Origin of the sequence: Enterococcus sp. C102(2024) (assembly GCF_040888205.1) — a bacterium.
In the GTDB taxonomy this organism is placed as follows: Bacteria; Bacillota; Bacilli; order Lactobacillales; family Enterococcaceae; genus Enterococcus; species Enterococcus faecalis.
In genome coordinates, this window is record NZ_JBFOHH010000004.1 from 1 (window position 1) to 25,208 (window position 25,208).

General features: G+C 39.0%; 20 protein-coding genes and 1 riboswitch. Of the genes, 3 read left to right on the forward strand and 17 right to left on the reverse strand.

Annotated elements, in window-relative coordinates; genetic code table 11:
• Positions 1-238 precede the first annotated feature (238 nt).
• From lysS to pth, 12 genes are all read right to left on the reverse strand, one after another.
• Positions 239-1,735 (reverse strand): lysine--tRNA ligase, encoded by a 1,497-nt coding sequence (gene lysS / locus AB3I34_RS09045; protein ID WP_002359372.1) that lies wholly within the window; start codon positions 1,733-1,735, stop codon positions 239-241.
• A gap of 93 nt (positions 1,736-1,828) precedes the next feature.
• Positions 1,829-2,827 (reverse strand): tRNA dihydrouridine synthase DusB, encoded by a 999-nt coding sequence (dusB, locus tag AB3I34_RS09050; protein WP_002386333.1) that lies wholly within the window; start codon positions 2,825-2,827, stop codon positions 1,829-1,831.
• 11 nt (positions 2,828-2,838) lie between these two features.
• Entirely contained in the window at positions 2,839-3,735 is an 897-nt protein-coding gene (hslO, locus tag AB3I34_RS09055; RefSeq protein WP_010711914.1) for an Hsp33 family molecular chaperone HslO, read from the reverse strand.
• A 161-nt stretch (positions 3,736-3,896) separates the two neighbouring features.
• Positions 3,897-6,053 (reverse strand): ATP-dependent zinc metalloprotease FtsH, encoded by a 2,157-nt coding sequence (gene ftsH, locus AB3I34_RS09060; protein WP_002363441.1) that lies wholly within the window; start codon positions 6,051-6,053, stop codon positions 3,897-3,899.
• A gap of 93 nt (positions 6,054-6,146) precedes the next feature.
• Positions 6,147-6,692: a hypoxanthine phosphoribosyltransferase gene (gene hpt, locus AB3I34_RS09065; RefSeq protein ID WP_002356260.1), complete on the reverse strand. Its 546-nt coding sequence runs from the start codon at positions 6,690-6,692 to the stop codon at positions 6,147-6,149.
• 18 nt (positions 6,693-6,710) lie between these two features.
• Positions 6,711-8,099 carry a tRNA lysidine(34) synthetase TilS gene (gene tilS, locus AB3I34_RS09070; protein WP_002367649.1) on the reverse strand — a complete coding sequence of 463 codons (1,389 nt, stop codon included), beginning with the start codon at positions 8,097-8,099 and terminating at the stop codon, positions 6,711-6,713.
• An 85-nt stretch (positions 8,100-8,184) separates the two neighbouring features.
• Positions 8,185-8,664, reverse strand: coding sequence for a S1 domain-containing RNA-binding protein (locus AB3I34_RS09075; RefSeq protein ID WP_010711913.1), 480 nt, complete (start codon positions 8,662-8,664; stop codon positions 8,185-8,187).
• A gap of 44 nt (positions 8,665-8,708) precedes the next feature.
• Positions 8,709-9,188, reverse strand: a complete 480-nt coding sequence (locus AB3I34_RS09080) for a septum formation initiator family protein (protein WP_002356257.1) — start codon at positions 9,186-9,188, stop codon at positions 8,709-8,711.
• Positions 9,189-9,442: 254 nt separating this feature from the next.
• Positions 9,443-9,706 (reverse strand): RNA-binding S4 domain-containing protein, encoded by a 264-nt coding sequence (locus tag AB3I34_RS09085; protein ID WP_002356255.1) that lies wholly within the window; start codon positions 9,704-9,706, stop codon positions 9,443-9,445.
• Positions 9,707-9,720: 14 nt separating this feature from the next.
• On the reverse strand, positions 9,721-11,310 hold the full coding sequence (locus AB3I34_RS09090; protein ID WP_010711912.1) for a polysaccharide biosynthesis protein: 1,590 nt from the start codon (positions 11,308-11,310) through the stop codon (positions 9,721-9,723).
• Between the two features lie 15 nt (positions 11,311-11,325).
• Positions 11,326-14,805, reverse strand: a complete 3,480-nt coding sequence (gene mfd, locus AB3I34_RS09095; RefSeq protein WP_242620597.1) for a transcription-repair coupling factor — start codon at positions 14,803-14,805, stop codon at positions 11,326-11,328.
• A 79-nt stretch (positions 14,806-14,884) separates the two neighbouring features.
• A complete protein-coding gene (gene pth / locus AB3I34_RS09100; RefSeq protein ID WP_002361556.1) occupies positions 14,885-15,451 on the reverse strand; it encodes an aminoacyl-tRNA hydrolase in 567 nt (188 codons plus the stop codon).
• Positions 15,452-15,786: 335 nt separating this feature from the next.
• Here pth and AB3I34_RS09105 point away from each other — a divergent pair, with 335 nt between their 5' ends.
• Positions 15,787-16,770: an L-lactate dehydrogenase gene (locus AB3I34_RS09105; RefSeq protein ID WP_002356251.1), complete on the forward strand. Its 984-nt coding sequence runs from the start codon at positions 15,787-15,789 to the stop codon at positions 16,768-16,770.
• Between the two features lie 226 nt (positions 16,771-16,996).
• On the opposite strand, the gene AB3I34_RS09110 is transcribed toward AB3I34_RS09105, so the two are convergent.
• From AB3I34_RS09110 to AB3I34_RS09130, 5 genes are all read right to left on the reverse strand, one after another.
• Positions 16,997-18,487: an aldehyde dehydrogenase family protein gene (locus AB3I34_RS09110; protein ID WP_010711911.1), complete on the reverse strand. Its 1,491-nt coding sequence runs from the start codon at positions 18,485-18,487 to the stop codon at positions 16,997-16,999.
• 275 nt (positions 18,488-18,762) lie between these two features.
• Positions 18,763-20,274 (reverse strand): glucosaminidase domain-containing protein, encoded by a 1,512-nt coding sequence (locus tag AB3I34_RS09115; RefSeq protein WP_025189284.1) that lies wholly within the window; start codon positions 20,272-20,274, stop codon positions 18,763-18,765.
• A 227-nt stretch (positions 20,275-20,501) separates the two neighbouring features.
• Positions 20,502-21,014 (reverse strand): transcription repressor NadR, encoded by a 513-nt coding sequence (locus AB3I34_RS09120; RefSeq protein ID WP_002356248.1) that lies wholly within the window; start codon positions 21,012-21,014, stop codon positions 20,502-20,504.
• A 10-nt stretch (positions 21,015-21,024) separates the two neighbouring features.
• Positions 21,025-21,870: a chorismate mutase gene (locus AB3I34_RS09125; RefSeq protein ID WP_002363448.1), complete on the reverse strand. Its 846-nt coding sequence runs from the start codon at positions 21,868-21,870 to the stop codon at positions 21,025-21,027.
• 4 nt (positions 21,871-21,874) lie between these two features.
• Entirely contained in the window at positions 21,875-22,588 is a 714-nt protein-coding gene (locus tag AB3I34_RS09130) for an NAD-dependent protein deacylase (RefSeq protein WP_002390258.1), read from the reverse strand.
• A 172-nt stretch (positions 22,589-22,760) separates the two neighbouring features.
• On the opposite strand from AB3I34_RS09130, the gene AB3I34_RS09135 reads away from it, so the two are divergent.
• On the forward strand, positions 22,761-23,057 hold the full coding sequence (locus tag AB3I34_RS09135) for a hypothetical protein (protein WP_002356244.1): 297 nt from the start codon (positions 22,761-22,763) through the stop codon (positions 23,055-23,057).
• A 189-nt stretch (positions 23,058-23,246) separates the two neighbouring features.
• Positions 23,247-23,421, forward strand: a riboswitch (Lysine riboswitch).
• A 194-nt stretch (positions 23,422-23,615) separates the two neighbouring features.
• Entirely contained in the window at positions 23,616-25,199 is a 1,584-nt protein-coding gene (locus AB3I34_RS09140) for an ABC transporter substrate-binding protein/permease (RefSeq protein ID WP_010711909.1), read from the forward strand.
• The last annotated feature ends 9 nt before the right edge of the window (positions 25,200-25,208 follow it).

Below are 25,208 nucleotides of genomic sequence, written 5' to 3' on the forward strand. Positions count from 1 at the left end.
CCAAGATTTCAAGCATTGGTCAATCATTATTTTCACTTTTTTTAAACTTTTTTTCAATACCGATTATTCTTTCTTATCCGATTAGATAAAGTTCGTTTTTTTATCAGATTACCCATTCTTTTTATTACCCATCTTCGATTTTTTTAGAAAAAAAGAATTGGTTTCAATTGTTTTTCTATTCTTTTTTTATTTAATTTTTTGCGAATACAAAAAAAAGATGCCCTTAAGGCATCTTTTTTTATCTCATTGTTGGGAATAATAATACATCACGAATTGATTGTGCATCGGTTAATAACATAACTAGTCGATCAATCCCAATACCTAATCCTCCGGTTGGTGGTAAGCCATATTCTAAGGCTTCGATGAAATCTTCATCTACTCCGTGTGCTTCATCATTTCCTTGTTCCCGTTCTTTTTCTTGTTCTTCAAAACGTTCACGTTGGTCAATTGGATCATTTAATTCTGTAAATGCATTAGCAAACTCTTTTCCAATAATAAATAGTTCAAAGCGGTCAGTGAAACGACCATCTTCTGGATTTTTCTTCGCTAATGGTGAAACAGCTACTGGGTGACCATAAATAAATGTTGGTTGTTGCAATGTATCTTCTACAAATGTTTCGAAAAATTCATTAATGATATGACCGACTGTCATGGCATCTGTAATTTCAACATTATGTTCTTTAGCTAACGCACGGGCTTCTTCTATCGTCATCTCTTGCCAAAAATCTACGCCCGTTTGCTCTTTGACCGCATCTACCATGTGTAGACGTTTGAAAGGACTTCCTAAGTCAACAGCTTGACCATCGTACGTGATATCAGTAGTTCCTAAGACTTTTTCCGCAGCATTACGAATAATTCCCTCTGTTAAATCCATCACATCTTGATAATCAGTATAAGCAGTATAAGCTTCTAGCATTGTAAATTCTGGGTTATGAGTGGTATCGATTCCTTCATTACGGAAGACACGACCAATTTCATAGACTTTTTCCATGCCACCGACAATTAAACGTTTTAAATGTAACTCTAGGGCAATGCGTAAGTATAAGTCCATATCTAATGCATTATGGTGTGTGATAAATGGACGAGCAGCAGCTCCTCCTGCTTCGTTATGCAAGACAGGCGTTTCTACTTCGACATAGCCATTGCCATCTAGATAACGACGGATTTCGCTAATAATTTGACTGCGTTTCATGAAACGATCAAAGCTTTCTTTGTTACTGATTAAATCCAAATAGCGTTGACGATAGCGTTGTTCCACATTCGTTAATCCATGGTATTTATCTGGCAATGGACGCAAAGCTTTAGTTAATAACGTAATTGTTTGAGCTTTAACAGTAACTTCCCCCGTATTGGTTTTCATTACTTGACCTGTCACACCAAAGAAGTCGCCTAAGTCAGCATGTTTAAATAGTTCATAGGCTTCGTCTCCAACTTGGTCCTTCCGAACATAAATTTGAATTTGGCCTTCACGGTCTTGCAAATGGGCGAAACCAGCTTTTCCTTTACCACGTTTTGTCATCATACGTCCAGCAACGCTGACTTCTGTATTCATTTCACTAAGTTCTTCTTTTGTATGATTATCATATTGTTCATGAAGTTCTGCTGAATTATGAGTGCGATCGAAACGTTTACCGAAAGGATCAATCCCTTCTTCACGTAAAGCTTCCATTTTTTCGCGGCGCACGAGCATTTGATCATTTAAATCCTCTAAATGCGCTTGTTGTTCTTCTGCCACTGTTGTTCCTCCATTCTTGATTTTAACCTATCCTAATAATGCCACAGTAATTCGAAAAAAAGCAAGCCGAATTTTACTTTCGGCTTGAATTTTTTATTCTTCTATAGTAGTTACAGCAACTTTGGAAATCTTCTCTACAAAGGCATCAAGTAAATCGACAACTGCTTGCTGTGTTTCAACTTGGTTAATCGCAACTTTCACTTTAGCTGCTCGCGAGATTCCTTTTAGATAGTAAGAAGCATGTTGGCGAAACTCACGGACCGCAATTTTTTCACCTTTTAAATCCACTAATCGTTGTAAATGAACTTTTGCAATGTTAATTTTTTCAGCTGGTAAAGGCTCAGGCATCAATTCGCCCGTTTCCAAGTATTCTTTCGTCCGTTGAATCATCCAAGGATTGCCCAAAGCAGCTCGACCAATCATCACACCATCCGCTCCAACATATTCTAACATGCGTTTAGCATCTTCAGGCGTTTTGACATCGCCATTTCCCATAAAAGGAATGGTTAAATGCTTTTTCACTTCCTTTAAAACGTCCCAGTTGGCTGTCCCTTCATACATTTGGACACGTGTCCGACCATGCATAGCAATGGCCGAAGCCCCTGCTTGTTCGGCAGCCAAAGCGTTGTCTACAGCATATAGATGATCTTCATCCCAGCCTGTTCGCATTTTTACAGTGACAGGCAAAGAAACTGCCGAAGAGACTGCGTGAACCATCTCATGCACTTTATTCGGATCCAGCAACCATTTCGCACCAGCTTCAGCTTTAATTATTTTATTGACAGGACAACCCATGTTAATATCAATAATCGCCGCTTGCGTATTTTCTTCCACAAACTTAGCAGCTTCCACTAATGTTTCTTTATCTCCACCAAAAATTTGTACACTTAAAGGATATTCTCGCTCATCAATATATAGCATTTCTAAGGTTTTTTTGTTTCTTAATTTAATTCCTTTGTCACTAATCATTTCACAAACGACTAATCCTGCGCCAAATTCTTTTACAGTCACACGAAAAGCGGCGTTGCTAATACCCGCCATCGGAGCTACGACAACACGGTTGGGGATTTCAACGTCTCCAATTTTCCACATAGTCTTTCCTCCTACTTTTGTTTCGTATTGCGAATCGCTTCATCGCGAAGTTCAATTAATTCTTCTTCACTATAGTGATATTTATTGTTACAGAATTGACAAACTGCTTCTGCTCCATGATCTTCATCAATCATCGCATTTAATTCATCGATCCCAACGGCAATCAAAGCGGTCGCAAATTTTTCTTTGGAACAGTCACATTTAAATTGTACAGGCATTTTTTCTAAAATTTCTACTTCGTCTTCTCCCAATAAGCGATACAAGACTTGTTCAGGTGTTTCTCCATTTTCTAGTAATTGTGAAATTGGGGGCACTTCCGCTAGATGCTGTTCAATAAAATCAATGGTACTTTCATCGGCACCTGGCATTACTTGAATCATAAAACCACCGGCTGCTTTCACAGATTCATCCGTGTCCACCAATACACCTAAACCGATAGCTGAAGGAACTTGTTCAGAGACCGCCATAAAATATGTAAAGTCTTCACCGATTTCACCAGAAACAATAGGTGTTTGTCCAGAAAAGGTTTCTTTTAATCCTAAATCTTTAATGACTGTGAAAATTCCTTCGTTACCGACAGCGCCACGTACATCAATTTTACCTGTTGCATTCAACTTTAAGCTGACATGTGGATTTTTAATGTAGCCTTTTGTTTCTCCACGGCCATTACTATCGACAATAATAGCGCCAGCTGGGCCATTTCCTTGTACTTTTACAGTTAATTTATCGTCACCTTTTAAAGTCGCTCCTAGTAAAAGGGCTCCAATCAATGTGCGTCCTAACGCTGCGGTAGAAGAACTCCATGTATCATGTCTTCTTTGCGCTTCACTAACAGTTTCAGTGGCACTGATGGCATATGCTCGTATTGAACCTTTATAACAAAGGGCTTTTACTAAATAATCTTCCATTCTTTTTCCTCTTCTCTTGGTGCTTTTTTGTCCATTAGTCAGATAATACTAGGAATCAGGTGTTTTTTCAACCAAATAATCTTCCTTCTATAGAATATCTTAATATTATAGAAGGTGCAGTATTCGTCATCTCGACAAATACTGCACCTTCTACTAATTGGTTATTTATAACGATCTTCGTAGTTATTGCGATCATATTCAGAATTGGAATCTGAATCTTTTTTCTCTTCAGATTGGACTTCTTTTTCTGTTTGTTCGCTTTCTACTTTGACTTCTTCTGCTTCATCATGTAATTCTTTTTTCGCTTCTTCAAAGTCTTGTTTTTCTTCAACTTGTTTTTGCGCTTCTTTTTCTTCTAAAGCACGTTTTGCTTCTTCGAATGTTTGCGCTTCTTTTTCACTAGGATAGTCGCTGTCAGCACCTTCAGGCATTTTACCTGTTTCAAATAATGATTTGATTGCTTTTGCATCTAATGTTTCATATTCTAATAGTTTTTCAGCGATTAGTTTATGTTGTTCACGGTGCGCTTCGATAATTTCATGCGCTTTTGTATGAGCATCCATTAAGATACGACGAACTTCCTGATCGATTTCAAACGCCACTTGTTCTGAGTAAGCTTTTGTTTGACCATAATCACGACCGACAAAGACTTGATGGTTTCCTTCATATTGAACAGGTCCTAATTTGTCGCTCATTCCATATTCCGTTACCATGCTACGGGCAATCCCTGTTGCTTGTTCAAAGTCATTTGAAGCCCCTGTTGATTGAACGCCAAAGATAATTTCTTCTGCTGTACGTCCACCAAGTAAGCCAACGATTTGTTCAAACATATCTTCTTTAGTCATTAAGAATTGATCTTCTTTTGGTAAAGCAATCATATAACCGCCTGCGCGACCACGAGGGATAATTGTTACTTTATGGACAACACGGGCACGGCTTAAGACTAAACCAACAATTGTGTGTCCTGCTTCATGGTAAGCCACCATTTCGCGTTCTTTTTTATTAATCACGCGATCTTTTTTAGCTGGACCAGCAATTACGCGGTCTTCGGCTTCATCCACATCAGAAGCATCAATTTTTTTCTTGTTACGACGAGCGGCAACTAAGGCTGCTTCGTTTAAGACATTTTCTAAATCAGCACCAGCAAAACCTGGTGTTTGTTGTGCAACAACTTTCAAATCAACGTCATCAGCTAACGGTTTGTTTTTCGCATGAACACGTAAAATCGCTTCACGACCTTTGACATCTGGACGTCCTACCAAGATTTGGCGGTCAAAACGACCTGGACGTAACAACGCTGGGTCTAACACGTCTGAACGGTTCGTTGCAGCAATTACGATAACTCCTTCATTGCCATCAAAACCATCCATCTCAACTAATAATTGGTTAAGGGTTTGTTCACGTTCGTCGTGTCCGCCACCCATACCAGCACCACGTTGACGACCAACTGCATCGATTTCATCGATAAAGATAATCGCAGGTGCGTTTTTCTTCGCTGTTTCAAATAAATCCCGGACACGGCTAGCACCGACCCCGACAAACATTTCAACGAAATCTGAACCTGAGATTGAGTAAAATGGCACACCTGCTTCACCTGCTACGGCTTTAGCAAGTAACGTTTTACCAGTCCCTGGAGGTCCTTCTAATAGTACGCCCGCAGGAATCCGTGCGCCTAATTCAGCGAAACGACGTGGATCTTTTAAGAATTCCACTACTTCAACTAATTCTTGTTTTTCTTCTTCCGCACCAGCTACATCTGAGAAGCGGACACGGTTAGCTTTTTTATCGGCTTCTTTGGCTTTTGATTTACCGAAGTTCATCACACGGCCACCGCCGCCACCGCCACCGCCTTGTTGGCTCATCATCATGTAGAAGAAGAAGAAAATAATCACTAATGGTAAGAAACTAAACAACAGTGACAACCAAGCACCACTTGTTGATTGTTCTTTGACAACTAGCTTCACCTTGTTATTTTGTGCCGCATCTTGAATGCCAGCTAAGGTTGTATCACTAGGTAAAACGGTTGTTGTGAAGCCTTTTGACGACGCTTGCGTTGAGCCCCACAATGACAGACCACCTGTGTCTTTCACTTCTTGTTTTTCTTTATACTGACCTTCAATCCGGTAAACCCCATTGGTTGGTTGAATGGTCATGTCTTTGACTTTTCCGTCTTCCAATTGTTGTTGGAAGGTTGAGTAATCGATGTCTGGCGATTGTTGGTTGTTATTTCCAAAAATGAAATAGACAACCATGACCATGGCAAGTACTACTAAGACGTAGTATAAACCATTTTTCATGCCATTATTCTTTTTGTTCATGCCTGTCCTCCTTATGCTCATCATTACAATTCATGTTATTCTTTTATCAATCCTGACCTTTACATTGTAACACAATTAATTCCTTGATAGATATTAATTTGATTCGTAAACTTCAGGTTTTAAAACGCCAATATAAGGCAAGTTGCGGTACGTTTCTGCATAGTCTAATCCGTAACCGACCACAAACTCATTGGGCACATCAAACCCTACGTAGTCAGCTTTAATGTCTACTACACGGCCTTCTGGTTTATCTAATAAGGTAACAATTTTCACAGATGCAGCTTTACGGTATCTAAACAAATCTACTAAATACGCTAATGTACGACCACTATCGATGATATCTTCTACGATTAAAATATGTCTACCTTCGACATTTGTGTCCAAGTCTTTGACAATTTTTACTTCGCCTGAAGAAACTGTCGCGTTGCCGTAGCTAGATACATCCATAAAGTCCAATTCTAAATAAGTATTGATTTCACGAGTCAAATCAGCCATAAATGGTACTGCACCTTTTAAAATACCGACCACTAAAGGATTTTTCCCTTGATATTCTTCTGTCAGTTGCTTGCCAAGCTCTGCAGACTTCGCAAGAATTTCTTCTTTGGAGATTAGGACTTTCTCAATATCTTTTTCTATCATAGTGCGCTCCTTTCAGCATTACTCCTTTGTCTTAAAAAGGAGTCTGTAGTGTATTTTATCAGTTTCTAAAGGAATACTCAAATAGGAATTTGCAAATTTTGGTACCCAAATGATTTCCTCTTGCTCATCCGTAATGACCCAAGCACTCTCTCTCGCTTCATTTGGCACTTTTTGATCAATAAAAACTCTGCTTAATTTTTTCGTAAACCCTGGTTTTAATGTAATCCGATCACCACTTTGGCGATGACGAACGGTCAAAGGTGTGGCTGTTGTCAACGGGATTGCTAACAACTGACCCGTCCATTGATTAATCTCTTCAGGAAGAGGAAACGGTTTGTCTGTCGCAATTAATCCTAGCCACTCGGTTTCCGATAAATAAATCCCCGCGCCAGGTACTAATAAATGTGTAACTTCTTCTCGCAGTGCAACCTGTTTTTGTTCTAAGCACAGCCAATCGTAACTTTTAGCTAGCTGCCATTGCTGTTCTAACATAACCGAGCCTTGCGGTTGGCGTTCATCATTCAAAACTTTTAAAATTTGTGTCATCTGGCGTTGGTTTAACGAAACCCCTAATGGCACTAATGTTTTTTGGAAAAACGCGGTTAAAAAGAAGTGCTGGTACGCAGGCGTTTCTTTTAATAATCTCTTCAAAGGAATGCGCCAGCCTTGTTTGGTCGGTTCTACGGCTTCAGATAATTGAGGCTCAATTTGTTCTTGAATAAATTCTTGGGCAAAACGTTGTTCATTACTAAAAGAAGCAATCTGATCTAAGAATTGCGGATTTTCCTGCTTTAATAGCGGCAAAACCTGATTACGGAGTCGATTTCTCAAATATTCATTGGTTTGGTTCGTTTCGTCCTCAAAATAAACGAATGCTTGGCGCTGTGCAAATTGATACAATTCTTCTTTTGGATAAATGAGTAACGGACGAATCAATTCCCCTGTCGCAAAAGGACGTCTCTCTTTAATGCCTGCGGAATGGGAAAAATTAGTTCCTCGAATCAGCTTCATTAAAATCGTTTCCGCTTGATCGTCTAGATGATGTGCCGTCATTAAGACCGCCGCGCCTTCAATTTCCATGACTTCTTTAAAAAATTCATAACGAAATGTGCGCGCTTTTGCTTCTAAATTTCGTTGCTTTTCAGGGTCTTCCCAACGTGTTTCATAATACGTTAGCTCTCGCTGCTGACAATAGGTAGCGAGATATTGCGCTTCCTGTGCCGACGCTTCTCGCAATTGATGATTGACATGTGCAACAACCAATTGTAATTGTTCTTTTTCTGCCACCTGTTCCATTAACGTCAAAAGGGCCATGGAGTCTACACCACCAGAAACGGCGACCACGATTGTTTGATGCGGTTGCCAAAATCCTTGTTCTTTTCCTCGTTTATAAAACTGCCAAAACATTGTTCGCCCTTCTTTCTTCCTTAGAATAAAAGAGGAACCGAGAAATAACCCATTCGTTATCCCCAGTCCCCCTATTTGTTTGTGCTTAGCCGCGACGTCCGCCACGTCCGCCACGTTTGCCTTCAGTATTACGTTTTAATGAAGATAAACGGTCATCACTATCTTTCAAGAAAGAGCTCATCAATGAGTCAAAATCTTGTTTATTGTTATTGTTATTTGCTTGTGGTTTATTGAAAGGCTTTTTGCCCCCTCCGCGTGGATTACGGTCACGATTCTCATAATTGTTTTCACGACGTTGAAATTCACGTTTTGGTTGTTGCCCTTCTGCTGGCTCTTGCGCTTTACGGATCGATAAGCCAATTTTGCCGTCGTCACCAACTGAGGTTACTTTCACTGTTACTTCGTCACCTACTGTTAATACATCATGAATATCTTTAACGAATCCATTAGACACTTCACTGATGTGTACTAACCCAGTTTTTCCTTCTCCTAAATCAATAAATGCACCAAAGTTAGTAATCCCTGACACTTTTCCTGGCAATTTAGCTCCTACTTCGATTGACATAAAAAAATTGTTCCTCCTATTTTTTCCCTAATTATAATTGCAGTTTATTCAGCTGAAGACTTAGTTGTTTCAGTTGAAGACTGTGATTGACTATTTTTTTCTGAACTGCTCTTGCTTTCTTCCGCTCCAGAAGTCTGTGTTTTTTTCATTTGTTCTGGTGTGGGATAAATCTGTTCGCCTTCTTTTGAGAGAAGGAAACGGCTACGTGCTAATTTTGCCACATAATCATCATCTTTTAACAAAGCAACGTCTTTTTTTAGATCCTTGACCTTCTTATCAACTGCTACAGATTCAGCAATTGCATCTGCTCGTTCTTGTTTGAAAGCACCTAAGCGATGATAATCTTTCATCAATTGGATGCCAGAAAAGGCAAAAATAATGAAGGCCACGAGAAAAATCGCTGCCAAGCGTCTGCGTCTAAAAATCAATTGTTTCTGTTGTTTTTGGAATTCGACATACTGTTCTTTCGTGTAGTCATTTTCCAATGCCGCAACTTTCTTCGAGTTTTTTTCATTCTTTCCCATCGTCTCGCTCCACTCGCTTTGGATTGTCCGTTTTATTATACCAACATCTAAGAACCTTGTCTAATGTTAATTTCAGAGAAGTTAAAGAAAATCAAGCTTTTTTCTAAAATATTCTTTGCTTTTGAAATAACAGCGGTTGATTTATTAATTTTTTTCAAAAGCGGCGCGTCTGTTTCATTAAAAAGCTGAAAGGATGAAGCGCTTGGAATATTCATCTTTTCAATGAACTTGCCAAGCGCTCCATCCTCACCTGCTTATTCTTCAGAGACGCGTGTTTCTGATTTTATCTCATACATTTTTGTGGCATCTTCTTTTTTCGTAGAGTCATTTAGTTGCAGGACTTCTACTTCTAAAATTCTGTTCCCAAATTGAATTTTGACAAGGTCACCAATCTTCACAGTACTAGAAGATTTGGCTAAGACTCCGTTGATTTGAATCCGACCTTTATCAGCGACTTCTTTGGCAACTGTTCTTCTTTTAATAATGCGAGAAACTTTTAAAAATTTATCTAACCGCATCACATTCACCTCTTTTATTTTTTTTGTCTCATCCGTAAAATTTTTGCGCCATACGGTAAACTTAACCATTCACGTATCGTAAATAATTCTAACTTAATGATGGTGCTAATAAAAACTGTACCGCCCACTGCAACACCTATAACTGTAACGAAAAACGCTTGACTTCGGTGATGCACACCTTGGAACAAGATGGAGATAATTCCTTGATAGACCAGTAATGACAGCATCATGATTGCTAAACTAAGCAACAATTTTTTCAAAAAGCTTCGTTCTCGAACAAAACAATTAATCGCTGCATCCGATTGTCGGACTAAAACGAATAGCGTCGCTAGTAACCCAAGAATAGTAGACCAACTAGCACCTAATGTTCCCCAACGAATGGTGAAAAAGCCCGTTGTCAGTAATTTCACTAATAAGCCCACACCAGCTGCCACTAAAGGACCTTTAAAACGATTGCGACTTTGTTCAATACTTTGGTAGGCCTGAATAATGGCCATAAAAGCGATGGATAAAACATACACCCCTAAAACATCGTTGCCTTTATAATCTTTAAAAAGCGTAAAGTTCATGTATGGCAATAACATCATCAGACCAATCGAAGCCGCCGATGCCAAGGTTGTGGTAAGACGCAAAAAGATTTTTGCAACTTGTAAAAATTGTTGACGGTCTTTTTTCATAAAATATTTTGTCAAACCTGGTAAAAAGGTTGAGCTTAAAGCTAAAGCAATTACCAAACCTAATTGAACTAGTGGTTGTCCTCTATCATAGACCCCTTTGTCCACTTTCGCAGCTAAATCAGAGAGCCCGAAAAGCATGAGGGCATTTTTTACTTTAAAGGAATCAATTAATTGAAATAGAATCAGAAAAGCACTATATAAAGAGACCAAACCACCTTCAATCATTAAACGTTTAAATAGTCCTGTGGTTTGAGGCATAATCTTCCATTGATGCAAGTATTCCGTACTTCCACTAAGAATTTTTCGATTGTAGTACCATAAGACAAGTACCGCTAAGATACCGCCAGCCAACGCACCACTCATGGCCACCGTCCCCGTTTGGTAAATGGAGCCACCAAAGTAATGATAGGACAACGCAGCTACTAGAATAACCCCGACACGCACAAACTGTTCCATCACCTGTGAAATACCACTAGGCACCATCAACAAATGCCCTTGAAAATTTCCACGATAGAAGGAAAGAATTGGAACGAGTAAAAAGGTAAAGGAAACAACTTCCATTAATGGTTGGAGTGCAGCATCCCCCATACTAATAGCAATTTCTTGACTACCAAAGAAAAAGAAGGCCCAACAAGCAATCGCTAACCATAACACATAGGGATATAGTTGGCGCAACACTTGTTTTTGACTCCGAATATCTGGTTGTTCAGCAACAATTTTGGAAATAAATTGCGGTAAGCCTGACAATGCTAATGTCATCGCAATCCCATAGATTGGATAAACTTGCTGATACACGTAAAATCCTTCATCCCCTACAAAGTTCTGAAAAGGAACGCGATAAAACGCACTCAACACTTTTGCAATGAAGGAAGCAATGGTTAACACAACGGCACCTTGCATCATTCGCTGCATTTCTTTTTGTGCCATCTTCTAGGCCTCCTTTTAAAGGGAATCCGTTTCTTGCGAATGTTTGTATTTTTCTTGTCGCAATGCGGTTGTAAAAGCAGCAATTTCTTGAATCCAAACAGCTTCTTTACAATCTTTCGGCAACTTCAAGGAAATAGTCATTTGTTCTTTCTCAACTGCTAGATCCGCTTTTAAGCTGGTTGCCGATAACGCTTCAAACAACTGCTCCACAGAGTATGTTTTTGTGCCAATTTTACTTAACACAAACTTGACTTTTTGGTCGCGTTTACGAATACTTTCTAACAAGGCACGGTCGCCATCCATTTTGATACGGCCAGTGGTTAATAAATGCGCCACTTCGTCAGGATACTCTCCAAAGCGGTCTAACAAGTCCGCTTCTAATTCTTCGTACATATCCATATTTTCTAATTGACGAATCCGTTTATAAATTTCAATTTTTTGTCGTTCGTCTGTAATGTACGTTCCTGGAATATAAGCATCAATGCCCAAATCAATCTCAACAGACGTTTTTTGGTCTTGGATATTTTTTCCTTGTTTACGAGCAACTGCCTCAGATAACATCTGTGAGTACATATCAAACCCAACCGAATCAATGAAGCCATGTTGTTGGGCACCAAGAAGGTTTCCGGCCCCTCGAATGGAAAGGTCACGCATCGCAATTTTGAACCCAGAACCTAATTCCGTAAAGTCTTTAATTGCTTCTAAACGTTTCTCACTAACTTCGTTTAGGATTTTTTGCTGTTCGTACATAAAATAAGCATAGGCCACTCGATTGCTACGCCCCACACGACCACGTAATTGATACAACGTAGATAAGCCCATGTAGTCCGCATTTTCTACAAACAAGGTATTAGCATTAGGAATATCTACTCCTGTTTCAATAATTGTTGTAGTGACTAATATATCATATTGTCCTTCAATAAAATCAAACAAAGTATTCTCGAGCTGTACTTCTGTCATTTGACCATGTGCATACGCAATTCGTGCATCTGGAACTAGTGCTTGTAACTCTTCAACTTTTCGTTCAATCGTATCTACTCGATTGTATAAATAAAAGACTTGACCATCTCGGGCCATTTCTCGCTCAATCGCTTCCCGAATCGCCCCAGGATTATTTTCCATGACATACGTTTGGATCGGATAACGATTCTCTGGTGGGGTTTCGATGACGGATAAATCACGGACACCTAACATCGACATATGAAGGGTCCTTGGGATTGGCGTTGCTGTTAACGTCAAGACATCCACTTGTGAACGCAATTGTTTTAGTCGTTCTTTATGTTTCACTCCAAACCGTTGTTCCTCATCAATAATCAACAAGCCTAAATCACTAAAATTAATATCTTGCGACAATAAACGATGGGTACCAATCACAATATCTACTTGGCCATGTTTAATTTTTTCAATTGTTTCATTTTGCTGTTTTTTCGTGCGGAAACGACTTAATAAACCAATTTCTACAGGAAAGCCCTCAAACCGCTCTTGAATCGTTTCGTAATGTTGTTGCGCTAAAATAGTTGTTGGCACTAAAAAGGCAACCTGTTTATTGTTGCTAACAGCTTTGAAAGCCGCTCGTAAAGCCACTTCTGTTTTACCAAACCCTACATCGCCAACTAACAAACGATCCATTGGTCGAGATTTTTCCATGTCGTGTTTAATTTCGGCAGCACTACGTAATTGATCATCTGTTTCAGAATACGGAAAAGCCTCTTCAAATTCTTTTTGATACGCATCATCTGGCGGAAAAGCATAGCCTTTTTCCGACTCTCTTGTCGCATAAAGTAAGATTAAATCATCCGCGATATCTTCAATTTTCGAAGCAACTTTTCGTTTAGTTTTCGTCCATTCACTGCCGCCTAGCTTGTTAATTTTCGGCGTTTTAGACTCGGAAGCAACGAACTTTTGAATCAAGTTCAATTGTGTGACTGGAATAAATAACTTGTCATCATTTTGGTACAAGATAGTCATGTAATCTTGATGGACCCCATCAACTTCTAAGGTTTCCATACCAATATATTTACCAATCCCGTGATTCGCATGAACGACATAATCGCCCGTTTTTAAGTCGCTATAACTTTTCAAACGTTCCGCATTAGAGATTGTTTGACGACGTGCCCGTTTTTTGGTCGTTGTATGAAAAATTTCTTTTTCCGTAATCGCCACGAGCTTGTTTTTAGGTAATTCAAACCCTGTTTGTAATGCCCCTTGGACAATTTGGACATGCCCATCTAACAACTGATCCCAATTGCTTACTACGCTAGGTATGTCAAAGTCCTGAAATAGCTCTTCGACTTTTTGAATCCGTTCTTTCGTAGGAACAAAAACAACGACCGTTTGGTTTTGCTTTTGCCAACGGTCCACTTCCGCTTTTAGCAACGGCATTTGACCGAAGAATTGTTGCATTGAACGATATTGGAAATTATGGACTTCTTGGAAACGAAGATTCCCCATTCCTTTTTGAAAAAGTGAAAAGAAGGTCGTATTTCGTGCGGTTTTTCGCAATTGATCATGAAAGTCTACGCCAAAAGTTTGTTCAGAAAACACGCGCATTTCTTCAATTTTCAGGGTTTGCCATTCCGCTTCCTCTCTAGCGATTTCTCGCTCCGTTTCCATCATACGAGAATAATCATCCACAAAAAGCAAACTATTTTCTGGTAAATAATCTAACAGCGTAGTTTTTTGTTGGTACAGAAAATCTGTATAATAGTGAGCATTTTCTGTAGGAATCCCTTGTTCCCAAGAAGACAGCAACTGACCAAAATATTCTTCTAAAAAATCGGTCTCCGTTTGATCTTTAGCTGTCGCTAAACGTTTTTCTAGAGCATCTTGTAACCTCATCATGCCATGATTCATATCTGCCTTTGAGAACACTAAATCAGTCATTGGTGAAATCGTTACTTCTTCAAGATTTTCTAATGAGCGTTGAGTATCCGCTTCAAAATAACGGATTGAGTCGATTTCAACATCAAACAGTTCCACCCGAACAGGGTATTCAGCATTTAGAGGATAGACATCAACAATGCTTCCGCGAATACTAAATTCGCCGGGCTTCCCGACCATTGATTGGCGTTCATAGCCCATTAACACTAAGCGTTGCGCGAGGATTTCAGGTTCTACTTCTGTCCCGATTTCCCAATGAAGTTGCGCATTTTGCCACGTTTCTTTCGTTGGCAAATATTTTCGTAGTCCAGCTACTGGCACGACCACGATTCCTGCATTCGCTGTCATCAGGAAATTTAACGCACTCACTCGATCTGCGCGCGCTTCTGGTGAAGAAAAGGCCATTTCGGCGGATAACACTTCATCTACTGGAAATAGATGAACTTGTTCTGAAGGTAAAATATTTAAAAAATCATCTACTAATTGATTGGCATAGTATAGGTTTGGGACCGCAATAACAATTTTTTGATGCGTCTTTTGTAAAGCGCCTGCCATCAGTAATGTTTTAGCAGAGCCTGATAACCCAGTAATTAGTTGGCGTGTTCCTGTTGTCATTAGTTGACTGCGCCATGATTTAGCAATTTCTGTTTGGCTAATTCGTTCGATAATATTCAAACAAGGGCCCTCCTTTCTGCTATTTTCCATTAAATTGATTCATTGTTTCAACAAACGTATGTCCTTCGCATGCATATAAGGCGGCATCGGCTGCTTTTTTTACAGCAAGTAACATCTCTTCGTGTGTTTCTTTAGGAAAAGTACTTAGTACATGGTGGATAACTGTATCATTTTTTGAGGGCCGACCAATGCCAATTTTAATTCTAGGAAAGACATTAGTTCCTAAATGGGCAATCAGACTTTTTATCCCATTGTGGCCGCCAGCACTACCTTTTTGCCGTAAACGAATTTTACCGACCTCTAAGTCTAAGTCATCATAAATAACAATCAAGTCTTCCTCATCTACCCCAAAGTAGGTCAACAACGGACCAACAGAGCGACCTGATTCATTCATAAATGTTAATGGTTTCACTAACAATACTTTCTCAGTCCCTATAAAAAACTCTGCAATATCTGCTTCAAAATTACTATTATTAAACGAAACATTTTGCCGATACGCAATTTCATCTAGCGTAATAAAGCCAATGTTGTGTTTTGTTTCTTTGTATTTACTACCGGGATTTCCCAGTCCTACGATTACTTTCATCTTTCATTCTCCTTGGATTATAAGCTTGCCAACACAAAATGGCTGGGAAGCGTATGCGCTACCCAGTTTTATTCATTATACCATAGAAATAAAAAAACTCGCAGTCTTTGAAGATTAAGAAAGATGTAAAAAAATTTTTTAGAAATTTAAATATGCGTAAGATAGTGAAATTACGCACATGTAAGAGCTACCATTTTGAAACAGGTCTGAAAACTGTATCATTTTTACAATCAAAGTTCGTGACATTTTTTACAAACCATGTTACTATCACTTTAGCAACAGGAAATAAAAACTCGTTGCTCACGAAAAAGAATGTAGAGGAAGGAATGGTACACATGACTGCAGCCGCAGGGAATAAAGATCACCAAAAAGTAATTTTAGTCGGGGACGGTGCCGTAGGTTCTAGCTATGCCTTTGCTTTAGTAACTCAGAATATTGCTCAAGAAGTTGGGATTATTGATATTAATGTACCAAAAACTGAAGGAGACGCGTTGGACTTATCTCACGCATTAGCATTTACTTCTCCTAAAAAAATCTATGCAGCTACTTATGACGATTGCCATGATGCAGACTTAGTTGTCTTAACAGCTGGTGCGCCTCAAAAACCAGGCGAAACTCGTTTAGACTTAGTTCATAAAAACTTGAAAATTAATAAAGAAATCGTTACAACAATTGTTGATTCTGGTTTCAACGGTATCTTCTTAGTTGCCGCAAACCCAGTCGATATTTTGACTTATTCAACTTGGAAATTCTCTGGCTTCCCGAAAGAACGAGTAATCGGTTCAGGAACTTCACTAGATTCTGCTCGTTTCCGTCAAGCAATTGCCGAATTAGTTGACGTTGATGCACGAAATGTCCATGCCTACATCTTAGGGGAACACGGAGATACAGAATTCCCAGTTTGGTCACATGCGAATGTCGCTGGCTTACAAATTTACGAATGGGTGAAAAATAATCCTGACGTCGATGAAGAAGCAATGGTTAATTTATTCTTCAACGTACGCGACGCTGCTTACACAATCATCGAGAAAAAAGGAGCTACTTTCTATGGAATCGCGGTTGCACTAGCGCGTATCACTAAAGCTATCCTAAACGATGAAAACTCTGTGTTACCATTATCTGTTTATTTAGAAGGTGAATATGGTCAAAACGATATTTATATCGGTGCACCAGCGATCATCAACCGCCAAGGCGTTAAACAAGTCATTGAAATTCCATTAACAGATGCTGAACAAGAAAAAATGGAAGCTTCTGCTTCTGCATTAAAAGAAGTTATTGAAACAGCTTTTGCTAAATTTGAAGCAGAAGAAGCAAAATAACTCCTTCTACAATAGTCGAAAATTAAAAACAACCAAGAGTGACCACTATTGTTACTCCGCTTTAAAGCCTGGTACAAAAATCCAAAGTGATTTTTGTACCAGGCTTTACTTTTAATCTGTTTTACTTTACTCATCACTCAACTTTTAAAAAAAATTATTGTTTTGTTTAGCTCGAAAAATAACAATAACCAAAAATAAGTTTATTATCTAAAATTCACTACACTACTTAATACAGTCCATCTGCTTCTTCTTTTGTCACAATATAAATATTTTTCATTTGCGTATAAGCATCTAGCATTGATTTATGCGTTTCTCGACCAATTCCTGATTTTTTATAACCGCCAAATGGCGCGCCCGCAGGCAATTGATTGTATGTGTTGACCCACATCCGACCTGTCCGTACACCACGAGCAACCCGTAATGCCACATTGATATCTTGAGAAAAGACGGCACCACCTAGACCATATTCAGAATCATTAGCTAAACGAATGACTTCTTCTTCCGTTTCAAATTTAATCACTGTTGCAACAGGACCAAAGATTTCTTCTTGGGCCACGCACATTGTATTCGTGCCATTCGCTAATAACGTAGGTGCTAAAAACGCCCCCTTGTCTAGCTCATTTTCTGTTAAACGTTGCCCACCAGTAATCAGTGTAGCTCCTTCCTTCACACCAATTTCGACATATTTTAAAATTTCTTCCAATTGATGCTCATTGATCTGAGCGCCCATTTCAACATCTTTTTCCCACGGGAAACCAACGTTCACTTGTTCAAATTTTTCCTTTAAAGCTTCTACAAATTGATCATAAATACCTGACTGAACGAACACACGAGACCCAGCACAACAAACTTGCCCTTGATTGAATAAAATCCCTAACTGCACACCTTCTAATGCTCGTTCCCAATTGGCATCTTCAAAAATAATGTTGGCTGATTTTCCGCCAAGTTCTAAAGTGGCTGGAATTAGGCGGTCGGCCGCCGCTTTAGCGACAGTGTACCCCACCTCTGTTGAACCTGTAAAAGCTAGCTTATCAAACCCTGGATGTGCCAACATATAATTTCCTGAATCAGAACCACGACCGGTGATTAAATTCACTACTCCTTTCGGCAAGACTTGATCAAAAATCTTAAACAATTCCAACAGACTTAATGATGTGCTCGAGGACGGATGAATCACAACCGTATTACCTGCTGCCAACGCTGGCGCTAATTTCCAAGCGCCCATTAATAAGGGGAAATTCCACGGAATAATTTGACCCACAACACCAATGGGTTCTTTCACAACAATGGATAACGTATCCTTATCAAATTCTTTGACAGACCCTTCTTCTCCACGAATCACACTAGCAAAATACCGAAAATGGTCTGCACTGGCAGGGACATCAATTGACTGCGTTTCCCGAAGCGGTTTTCCATTATCTAAAGTCTCTACCATAGCCAAATGTTCTTGATTTTCTTCAATCAAATCAGCAATTTTCAACAAAAGATTGCTTCTTGTTACAACGTCAACATCTTTCCATGTCTGAAACGCTTCTTGAGCTGCTTCTACAGCTCGATCTACATCTGCATTTGTGGCATCAACAAATTCTGCTAATTTTTCGCCATTACTAGGATTGTAACTAGCAATCATTTTGTTACCACTACCTGTTGTCCACTCTCCATTAATATACAATTGATAGCTACTGGCAACTACTTGATTTATTTCTTTTTTACTCATTTACCCACCTCTTTTTTATTTTTGTATCCGCTTGCAATTATAAGACATCTTTAACCTAAAAGTAAATGATTCTACCTAAAAAAAATATAGCTATCAGCGACTGTTGCTAACTCATCCCGACCTGAACCCGCCTGGCAATAACTGAATGTATTAAACTTTATTGGAGAGAACTTTTGCCACAAAAAAAGCTAGCACTGAAGAATTAAAATTGCTTCTTCAGTGCTAGCTTTGATTTTTCCAACTCATCCGTTCTTATTGACAAAGAGCTGATTTTTTTATTTATCTTTTGGAACGATATAGTTCATTAAATGTGTTTCATCAGCTGAGATTGTACGTGTCGAAACAACGTTTAATCCCTTCACGTTCATTTCAGAAATTAAGATGCTACCATCTTTAAAGACTTTTTCCACAAACGCGACATGACCATAAGTATTGTCTGCGCCTAAAACACCAGCTGGGAAGGAAACCGCTGCACCTGCTTTTGGTGTACGACTTACTTTGTACCCGCGTGCACGACCTGTTTCGCCCCAATCTTGACCATTCCCCATTGTTAAGTCCACACGTTTACCTAATTGCGTAATACGGTTGTAGACATATTGTGTACAGTTGCCCCAAGCATAACTATTAAAGGTGTCATAGTTTTTGCCATTATAGGCTGGGAAATTTGATTCCATTGGTTCAACGGTTGCTTTTTCTTTATCATAATAAGTTAAATCGTATGTTTTAATTAACGCATTTAATTTCTTATGGTAATCTTTGTCCGTTGCGTATTTTCCTGTTAGGAAACGTGTCGCTTCTTTGTATGATTTGGCTTCCGTTTTCCAGACACCATGATAGAAATCTTTATTGGAATCTAAACCATTTTTCAATAATTTCGCATAATCTTCCATTGATTCTTTATACGTTGGATATTGACGGAATTTTGCTTCTACTGTGTATAGGTTACCGAAACCATTGTCTTCATAGGTAATAAAAGAAACAGATTGACCTTTGTAATCGCCTTTAATACCAAACAAATTGTAGTTTGGTTTCTGGCTTAATTTACTATTGCCGCTGCCACTTTCTAAAATTGCTTGAGCAATCATCACACTAGCATATAAGTTTTTGTCCTTGGCCACTTTCCGAGCAGATTCACCGATTTCTTGAATAAACTCTTCTGTCTTCTTCGTTTTGCTGACCGTAAACGTCTCATCGTCTTCCACTAACCCAATCGTTTCATTTGTAACTGGTGGGACTATTTCGGGCTGCGGTGTTGACGCTGCTGGTTGTTCTACTGGCTTTTCAGCTGGCGCTGTTGGTGTCACTGGTTTCGCCGGCTGTTTTGATTCAGAAGTACTCGTGCCAGGTTTTGGCTGTTCTTTAGAAGAACTTGGTGTGGTCGTCGGCGTGGTACTTGATTCAGTTGTACTTGTTGACGTAGAATCTGTGGTTGACTCTGTTGTACTCGTTGAGGTGGAGTCAGTAGTCGATTCTGTCGTACTTGTGGATGTAGAATCCGTTGTGGAATCGGTCGTTTCGGTTCCTGACGTTTCCGTGGACTCCGTGGTTGCAGATTCACTTGATTCGGTTGAACTTTCTGTTTCAGTTGTTGTTTCTTCTGTCGCTTCTGTTGTTTCACTAGTCGCTGTCGTTTCAGTGGCTTCAGCAGTTGTTGCTTCTGCGGTTGTTTCTGCAACAGAACTATTTTCAGCTACCAAGTTATTACCTTCTGCAAATGCACCTACTGGCATTGATGAACCTAAAAGTAATAAGGTAGAGAACAGGGCAAATTGTTTTTTCATACTCATTCTCCTTTTTTATTTTTCTCCATTTATTTTTATGTACCAACATAATAATTGACATAGTTATTGTTTAAATGGCTCCTTTTTTAATAGTATACTGTTTCATAAAAAATTTCTAGCAAAAAGTTAAAAAAATAGAAGAAAATTCACAAATTCTTCTATCTTTTTTTGGTAATTTTCTAAGAAAAAAAAGAAAGGGTTTGAATAAACATCAATGTCCTCTCTTTTTCTCGTTATCCTTCAAACAAAATACTTTTTTTTCGAAGCGCCTCTTTGATTTCTTGGAAAGTTTCTTCGTCTGCACAGCGAATAGTATGCAGATGGACGCCTCCTGTTAAAACTGATAGTAATGTAGCATGCTCTTTTTGATACTTGTCCATAAATTTATCAATATCTTTCTCTGATTGAATGCGCAAGCTGCCGATTAATTCCCCATAAAGCGGATGTGCAATACTCACATCTACCACTTCTCCACCTTTGGCAACAATGACTGACAATTCTTCTCTCGTTTGTTCAGGTGTATGTTGACAAGCAATTTTCCGTTCAATTCCTTCTAAAGGTTGTTCCAACATATACCCTCGAGCTGTTGCGACAATTTCGACCCCTGTCGCCCGTAATAGAGCGACATCTCCTACAATAATTTGTCTGCTGACATCAAAAGCTTTTGCAAAACGAGTGGCACTAATTGGCTTTTCGGTCTCTCTTAATCTTTTAACAATCTCTCTTCTTCTGATTTCTCCATCCACGACCTTCGCCTCACTCTCCTAAATGTTTTTCTTGGAAACGTTTAGAGGCGTCCATAATTCCCTGGAAAGTCTCAGATAATGTTTCTTCATACTCGGCATTTTCAACATGATTCAGAATAGTTTCTAATACTTGTTGTTCTCTTTCAGAATCAAAAACCGCATGACCTGCTTTCTTTTTCACTGCAGCAATCTCTGCGACGACGTCCATCCGCTGTTCTAATAAACGGACTAGTTCCTTATCGATTTGGTTAATCTTTGCTCGTTGTTGTTCTAAAGAAGTTGTTGGGGCGTCATCTTCAGTCAATTCTTTAATTATCCGTGCTGGATTACCTGCGATCACACAGTTTTCTGGGAACGATTTGGTCACAACAGCACCTGCTGCCACCACTACATTATCGCCTAATGTTACGCCTGGAAGGACAATCGCTCCACCGCCAATCCAAACATTGTTGCCAATGATAATTCGTTTCCCTGATTCCATTCCGCTATTACGCTTGGCTGCTTGTAATGGATGCTCGGCTGTATAAAGTTGCACATTGGGGCCAAACATACAGTTATCGCCAATTTCGATTGGACAAACATCTAAAAAAACGTTATTAAAATTGGCATAGAAATTTTTTCCAACAGAAATGTTGTAGCCGTAATCAAATTGAATCATCGGTTCGATGTACGTCCCGACACCCACTTTTCCAAATGTTTCTTCTATTAATTGACGACGAATATAAGTGTCTGGTTGTTGGTTAATTAACGCCATTTGTTCACGGGCTTTTTTGCGATCAGCCACTAATTCAGGATCTGAGGCAAAATATAGTGCACCTGCGATCATTTTTTCTTTTTCTGATTTAAATTCTTCCATTCCGTTACTCCTTTATCGTTAGTTCTGCAAATATCGTTTCAGCTTTCGCTTCTAAAAAATAATAAGGTTGTTGTAAAAATAGCGGCGTTTGATTAATGGCTAAAATAGCTGCCGTTGGTTGTTTATAATGAATCAAATCGCAAAATGGATGCACTTGAAAACTCGTGCCGACAATCACGATTAAGTCGGCAGAAGCAACGGCCTGAATGGCTTTTTCGATTGCCTCTTCGGATAATCCTTCTTCATACAAAGTAATAGCTGGACGGATTTGTCCATGACAATCAGCGTGCCGATCACTAAGCAAATAGTCTTGCCAAGGAACCGTTGCACCACAAGTTTGGCAATAACATTCATATAAATTACCATGAAAGTCCACCACTTCTTGGCTACCTGCTTTTCGATGAAGCCCATCAATATTTTGTGAAACAATTTTTCCCCGTTTCATTTGCTCTAATTGGGCCATTTTCTGGTGAATGATATTAGGTTGTGCGTCTGGATGATAGAGCGTTTTAACGAATTGATAAAACTTTTCTGGCTCTGTTTTTAAGCAAGTCCGGCTCAATAAGTATTCCGGTTGCTGGATTCCTTGATAGACACCTTTTAAGGAACGATAATCTGGCACACCTGAGGCTGTCGAGATACCCGCACCTGTTAAAAATGTGATTTTTTGTTGGGTTGCCAACCAATGAATTGCCTCGGCTTGCGTGATATCTTGCATATCGATTCAGCTCCTAATCTTCTATATTATAACGTATTTTAACATTAGCACCAAAAGTTTTTCCACTTTTTGAAAACTTCTTACCTATATATTGATTTATCTTGAAAGAGTTTGTGACAAATTTCTCAACTCGTGGTAAAATATGCATGAGTAAAAGTGAGGTGAAACAACAATGGTCGCATTTATTATTTATTGGGCTGCAATTATTGCCTGCATCGCTTGGGGCGTTTTAAGCATTTGGTTCTCTGTTTTTTATCTTTCTCGTAAAGAAAACGGAAATCTTTGGGCTTTTGCGTTCTTCAACGTTATCGCTATTATCGCCTTAGCAATTGTTTTATTAGTTTACAAAACTTGGGATTTCGGTATCTTAACTTACTCAAGTCTAATTTATACAATTTTAGCTTCTTTAGGTGTATTGACTGTTCTTCAAGCTATTTTAGGTCGTGAACCAAAAGCTGTCAAAGCTTAAGTAAAAAGCAACTGTTCCTTTAGGAATGGTTGCTTTTTTCGTATTAGTTTCTATTTCGTAGGGAAAATGTTACGCTAATTTCATGGTGTTTGTGTCCTCTTGATAAATTCCTTTGCTAGAACATATTGACTTTCTTCTGGATTTATCCTAAAATTAATAACTGAATTTAATAACTGAATAGTGCCTCAAAAAAGAGGTAGAGGTCGCGGTTTTTATTACGCTTGTGGAGTGAGAGGACACTGGGAAGCAAGTTTAGGATCAATCGCCGAAATGCATAACGGAGCCTCTTCTGTTGTGTGTTGGGACGTAAGTTAAGAGCTTGCGGACTGTCTTAGTAGTGATGCTAAGTTGTGCTATGTTTCGTTGAGGAATTTTTTTCGACATTACCTAGCAACCTTACATCTGTTTGGTTGTTTTTTTGTATTCAAAAATAGGTTGTGACAGAAGTATTCTCCTTTAAAAAGACAGAATCGCTTTTGCTCAGCTGATTATCAAAGCTTGTTGATTGAAAAAAGACAAAACGATCAATCAGACAAGAAATTTAAAGGAGAGAAAAAGATGAACAAAAAAGTTTTTTCATTCAGTCTACTACTTGTCACGCTATTTTCGTTACTTGGCATGACAACCAACGCTTCGGCGGAGGAAAATGGTGAATTTCGTGTCGGCATGGAAGCTGGCTACGCCCCTTTTAACTGGTCACAGAAAAATGATGCACATGGCGCAGTGCCTATTCAAGGCAACTCTTATGCAGGCGGCTATGATGTTCAAATTTCTAAAAAAATTGCCGATGGTTTAGGTCGTAAATTAGTAATCGTCCAAACCAAATGGGACGGCTTGGCGCCCGCCTTACAATCTGGAAAAATTGATGCCATTATCGCCGGAATGAGCCCAACCGCTGAACGAAAAAAAGAAATTGCTTTTACAAACCCTTATTATGAATCACAATTTGTCGTAATTGTTAAAAAAGATGGCAAATACGCTAATGCAAAAAGCTTGAAAGATTTAGCTGATGCTAAAATTACGGCTCAACTAAATACATTCCACTACGGATTAATTGATCAAATTCCAAATGTCAATAAACAGCAAGCAATGGATAACTTTTCAGCTATGCGAACAGCACTTGCTTCTGGCATGATTGACGGGTATGTTAGTGAACGCCCTGAAGGCATAACAGCAACTAGTGTCAATAAAGAATTAAAAATGTTAGAATTTCCAAAAGAAAATGGCTTTGATGCTAGCGCTGAAGACTCGCAAGTAGCAGTCGGCATGCGTAAAGGCGATCCAGACATTGAAAAAGTAAACAAAATTTTAGCAGGTATTTCTCAAGATGAACGGACAAAAATTATGGACCAAGCAATCAAGGATCAACCTGCAGCAATAGATAGTGATGAACAAAAAACAGGACTTATTAACGATTTCAAAAATATTTGGAATCAATATGGCGACATGTTTTTACGTGGTGCTGGTTTAACGCTATTTATCGCGTTAGTCGGGACGGTCGTCGGAACAACCCTTGGTTTACTAATTGGTGTCTTCCGTACAATTCCAGATTCTGAAAACCCAGTCGCTCGTTTCTTCCAAAAATTAGGAAATTTAATTCTTTCTATTTATATTGAAGTTTTCCGTGGTACACCAATGATGGTTCAAGCAATGGTTATTTTCTATGGTTTAGCTCTAGCTTTTGGCATCTCTTTAGACCGAACAGTGGCCGCATTATTTATCGTTTCTGTGAATACTGGTGCCTATATGTCTGAAATTGTTCGCGGAGGTATTTTCGCAGTGGATAAAGGACAATTCGAGGCAGCACAAGCGATTGGGATGACCCATGGACAAACAATGCGTAAAGTCGTTATTCCCCAAGTATTACGTAATATTTTACCTGCAACAGGGAATGAATTTGTCATTAATATCAAAGATACAGCCGTGTTAAGTGTTATCGGTGTCGCAGATTTATTCTTCCAAGGGAATGCTGCTTCTGGCGCAAACTTCCAGTTCTTCCAAACCTTTACAATTGTCGGCATCATGTACTTGGTAATGACTTTTGTGATTACACGAATCTTACGTGTTGTGGAACGTAAAATGGATGGCCCTTCTGCTTACGTTAAAGTAGAAGAATTAACTGAAGAAGGAAAAGAAAGCTAGGAGGCAAAC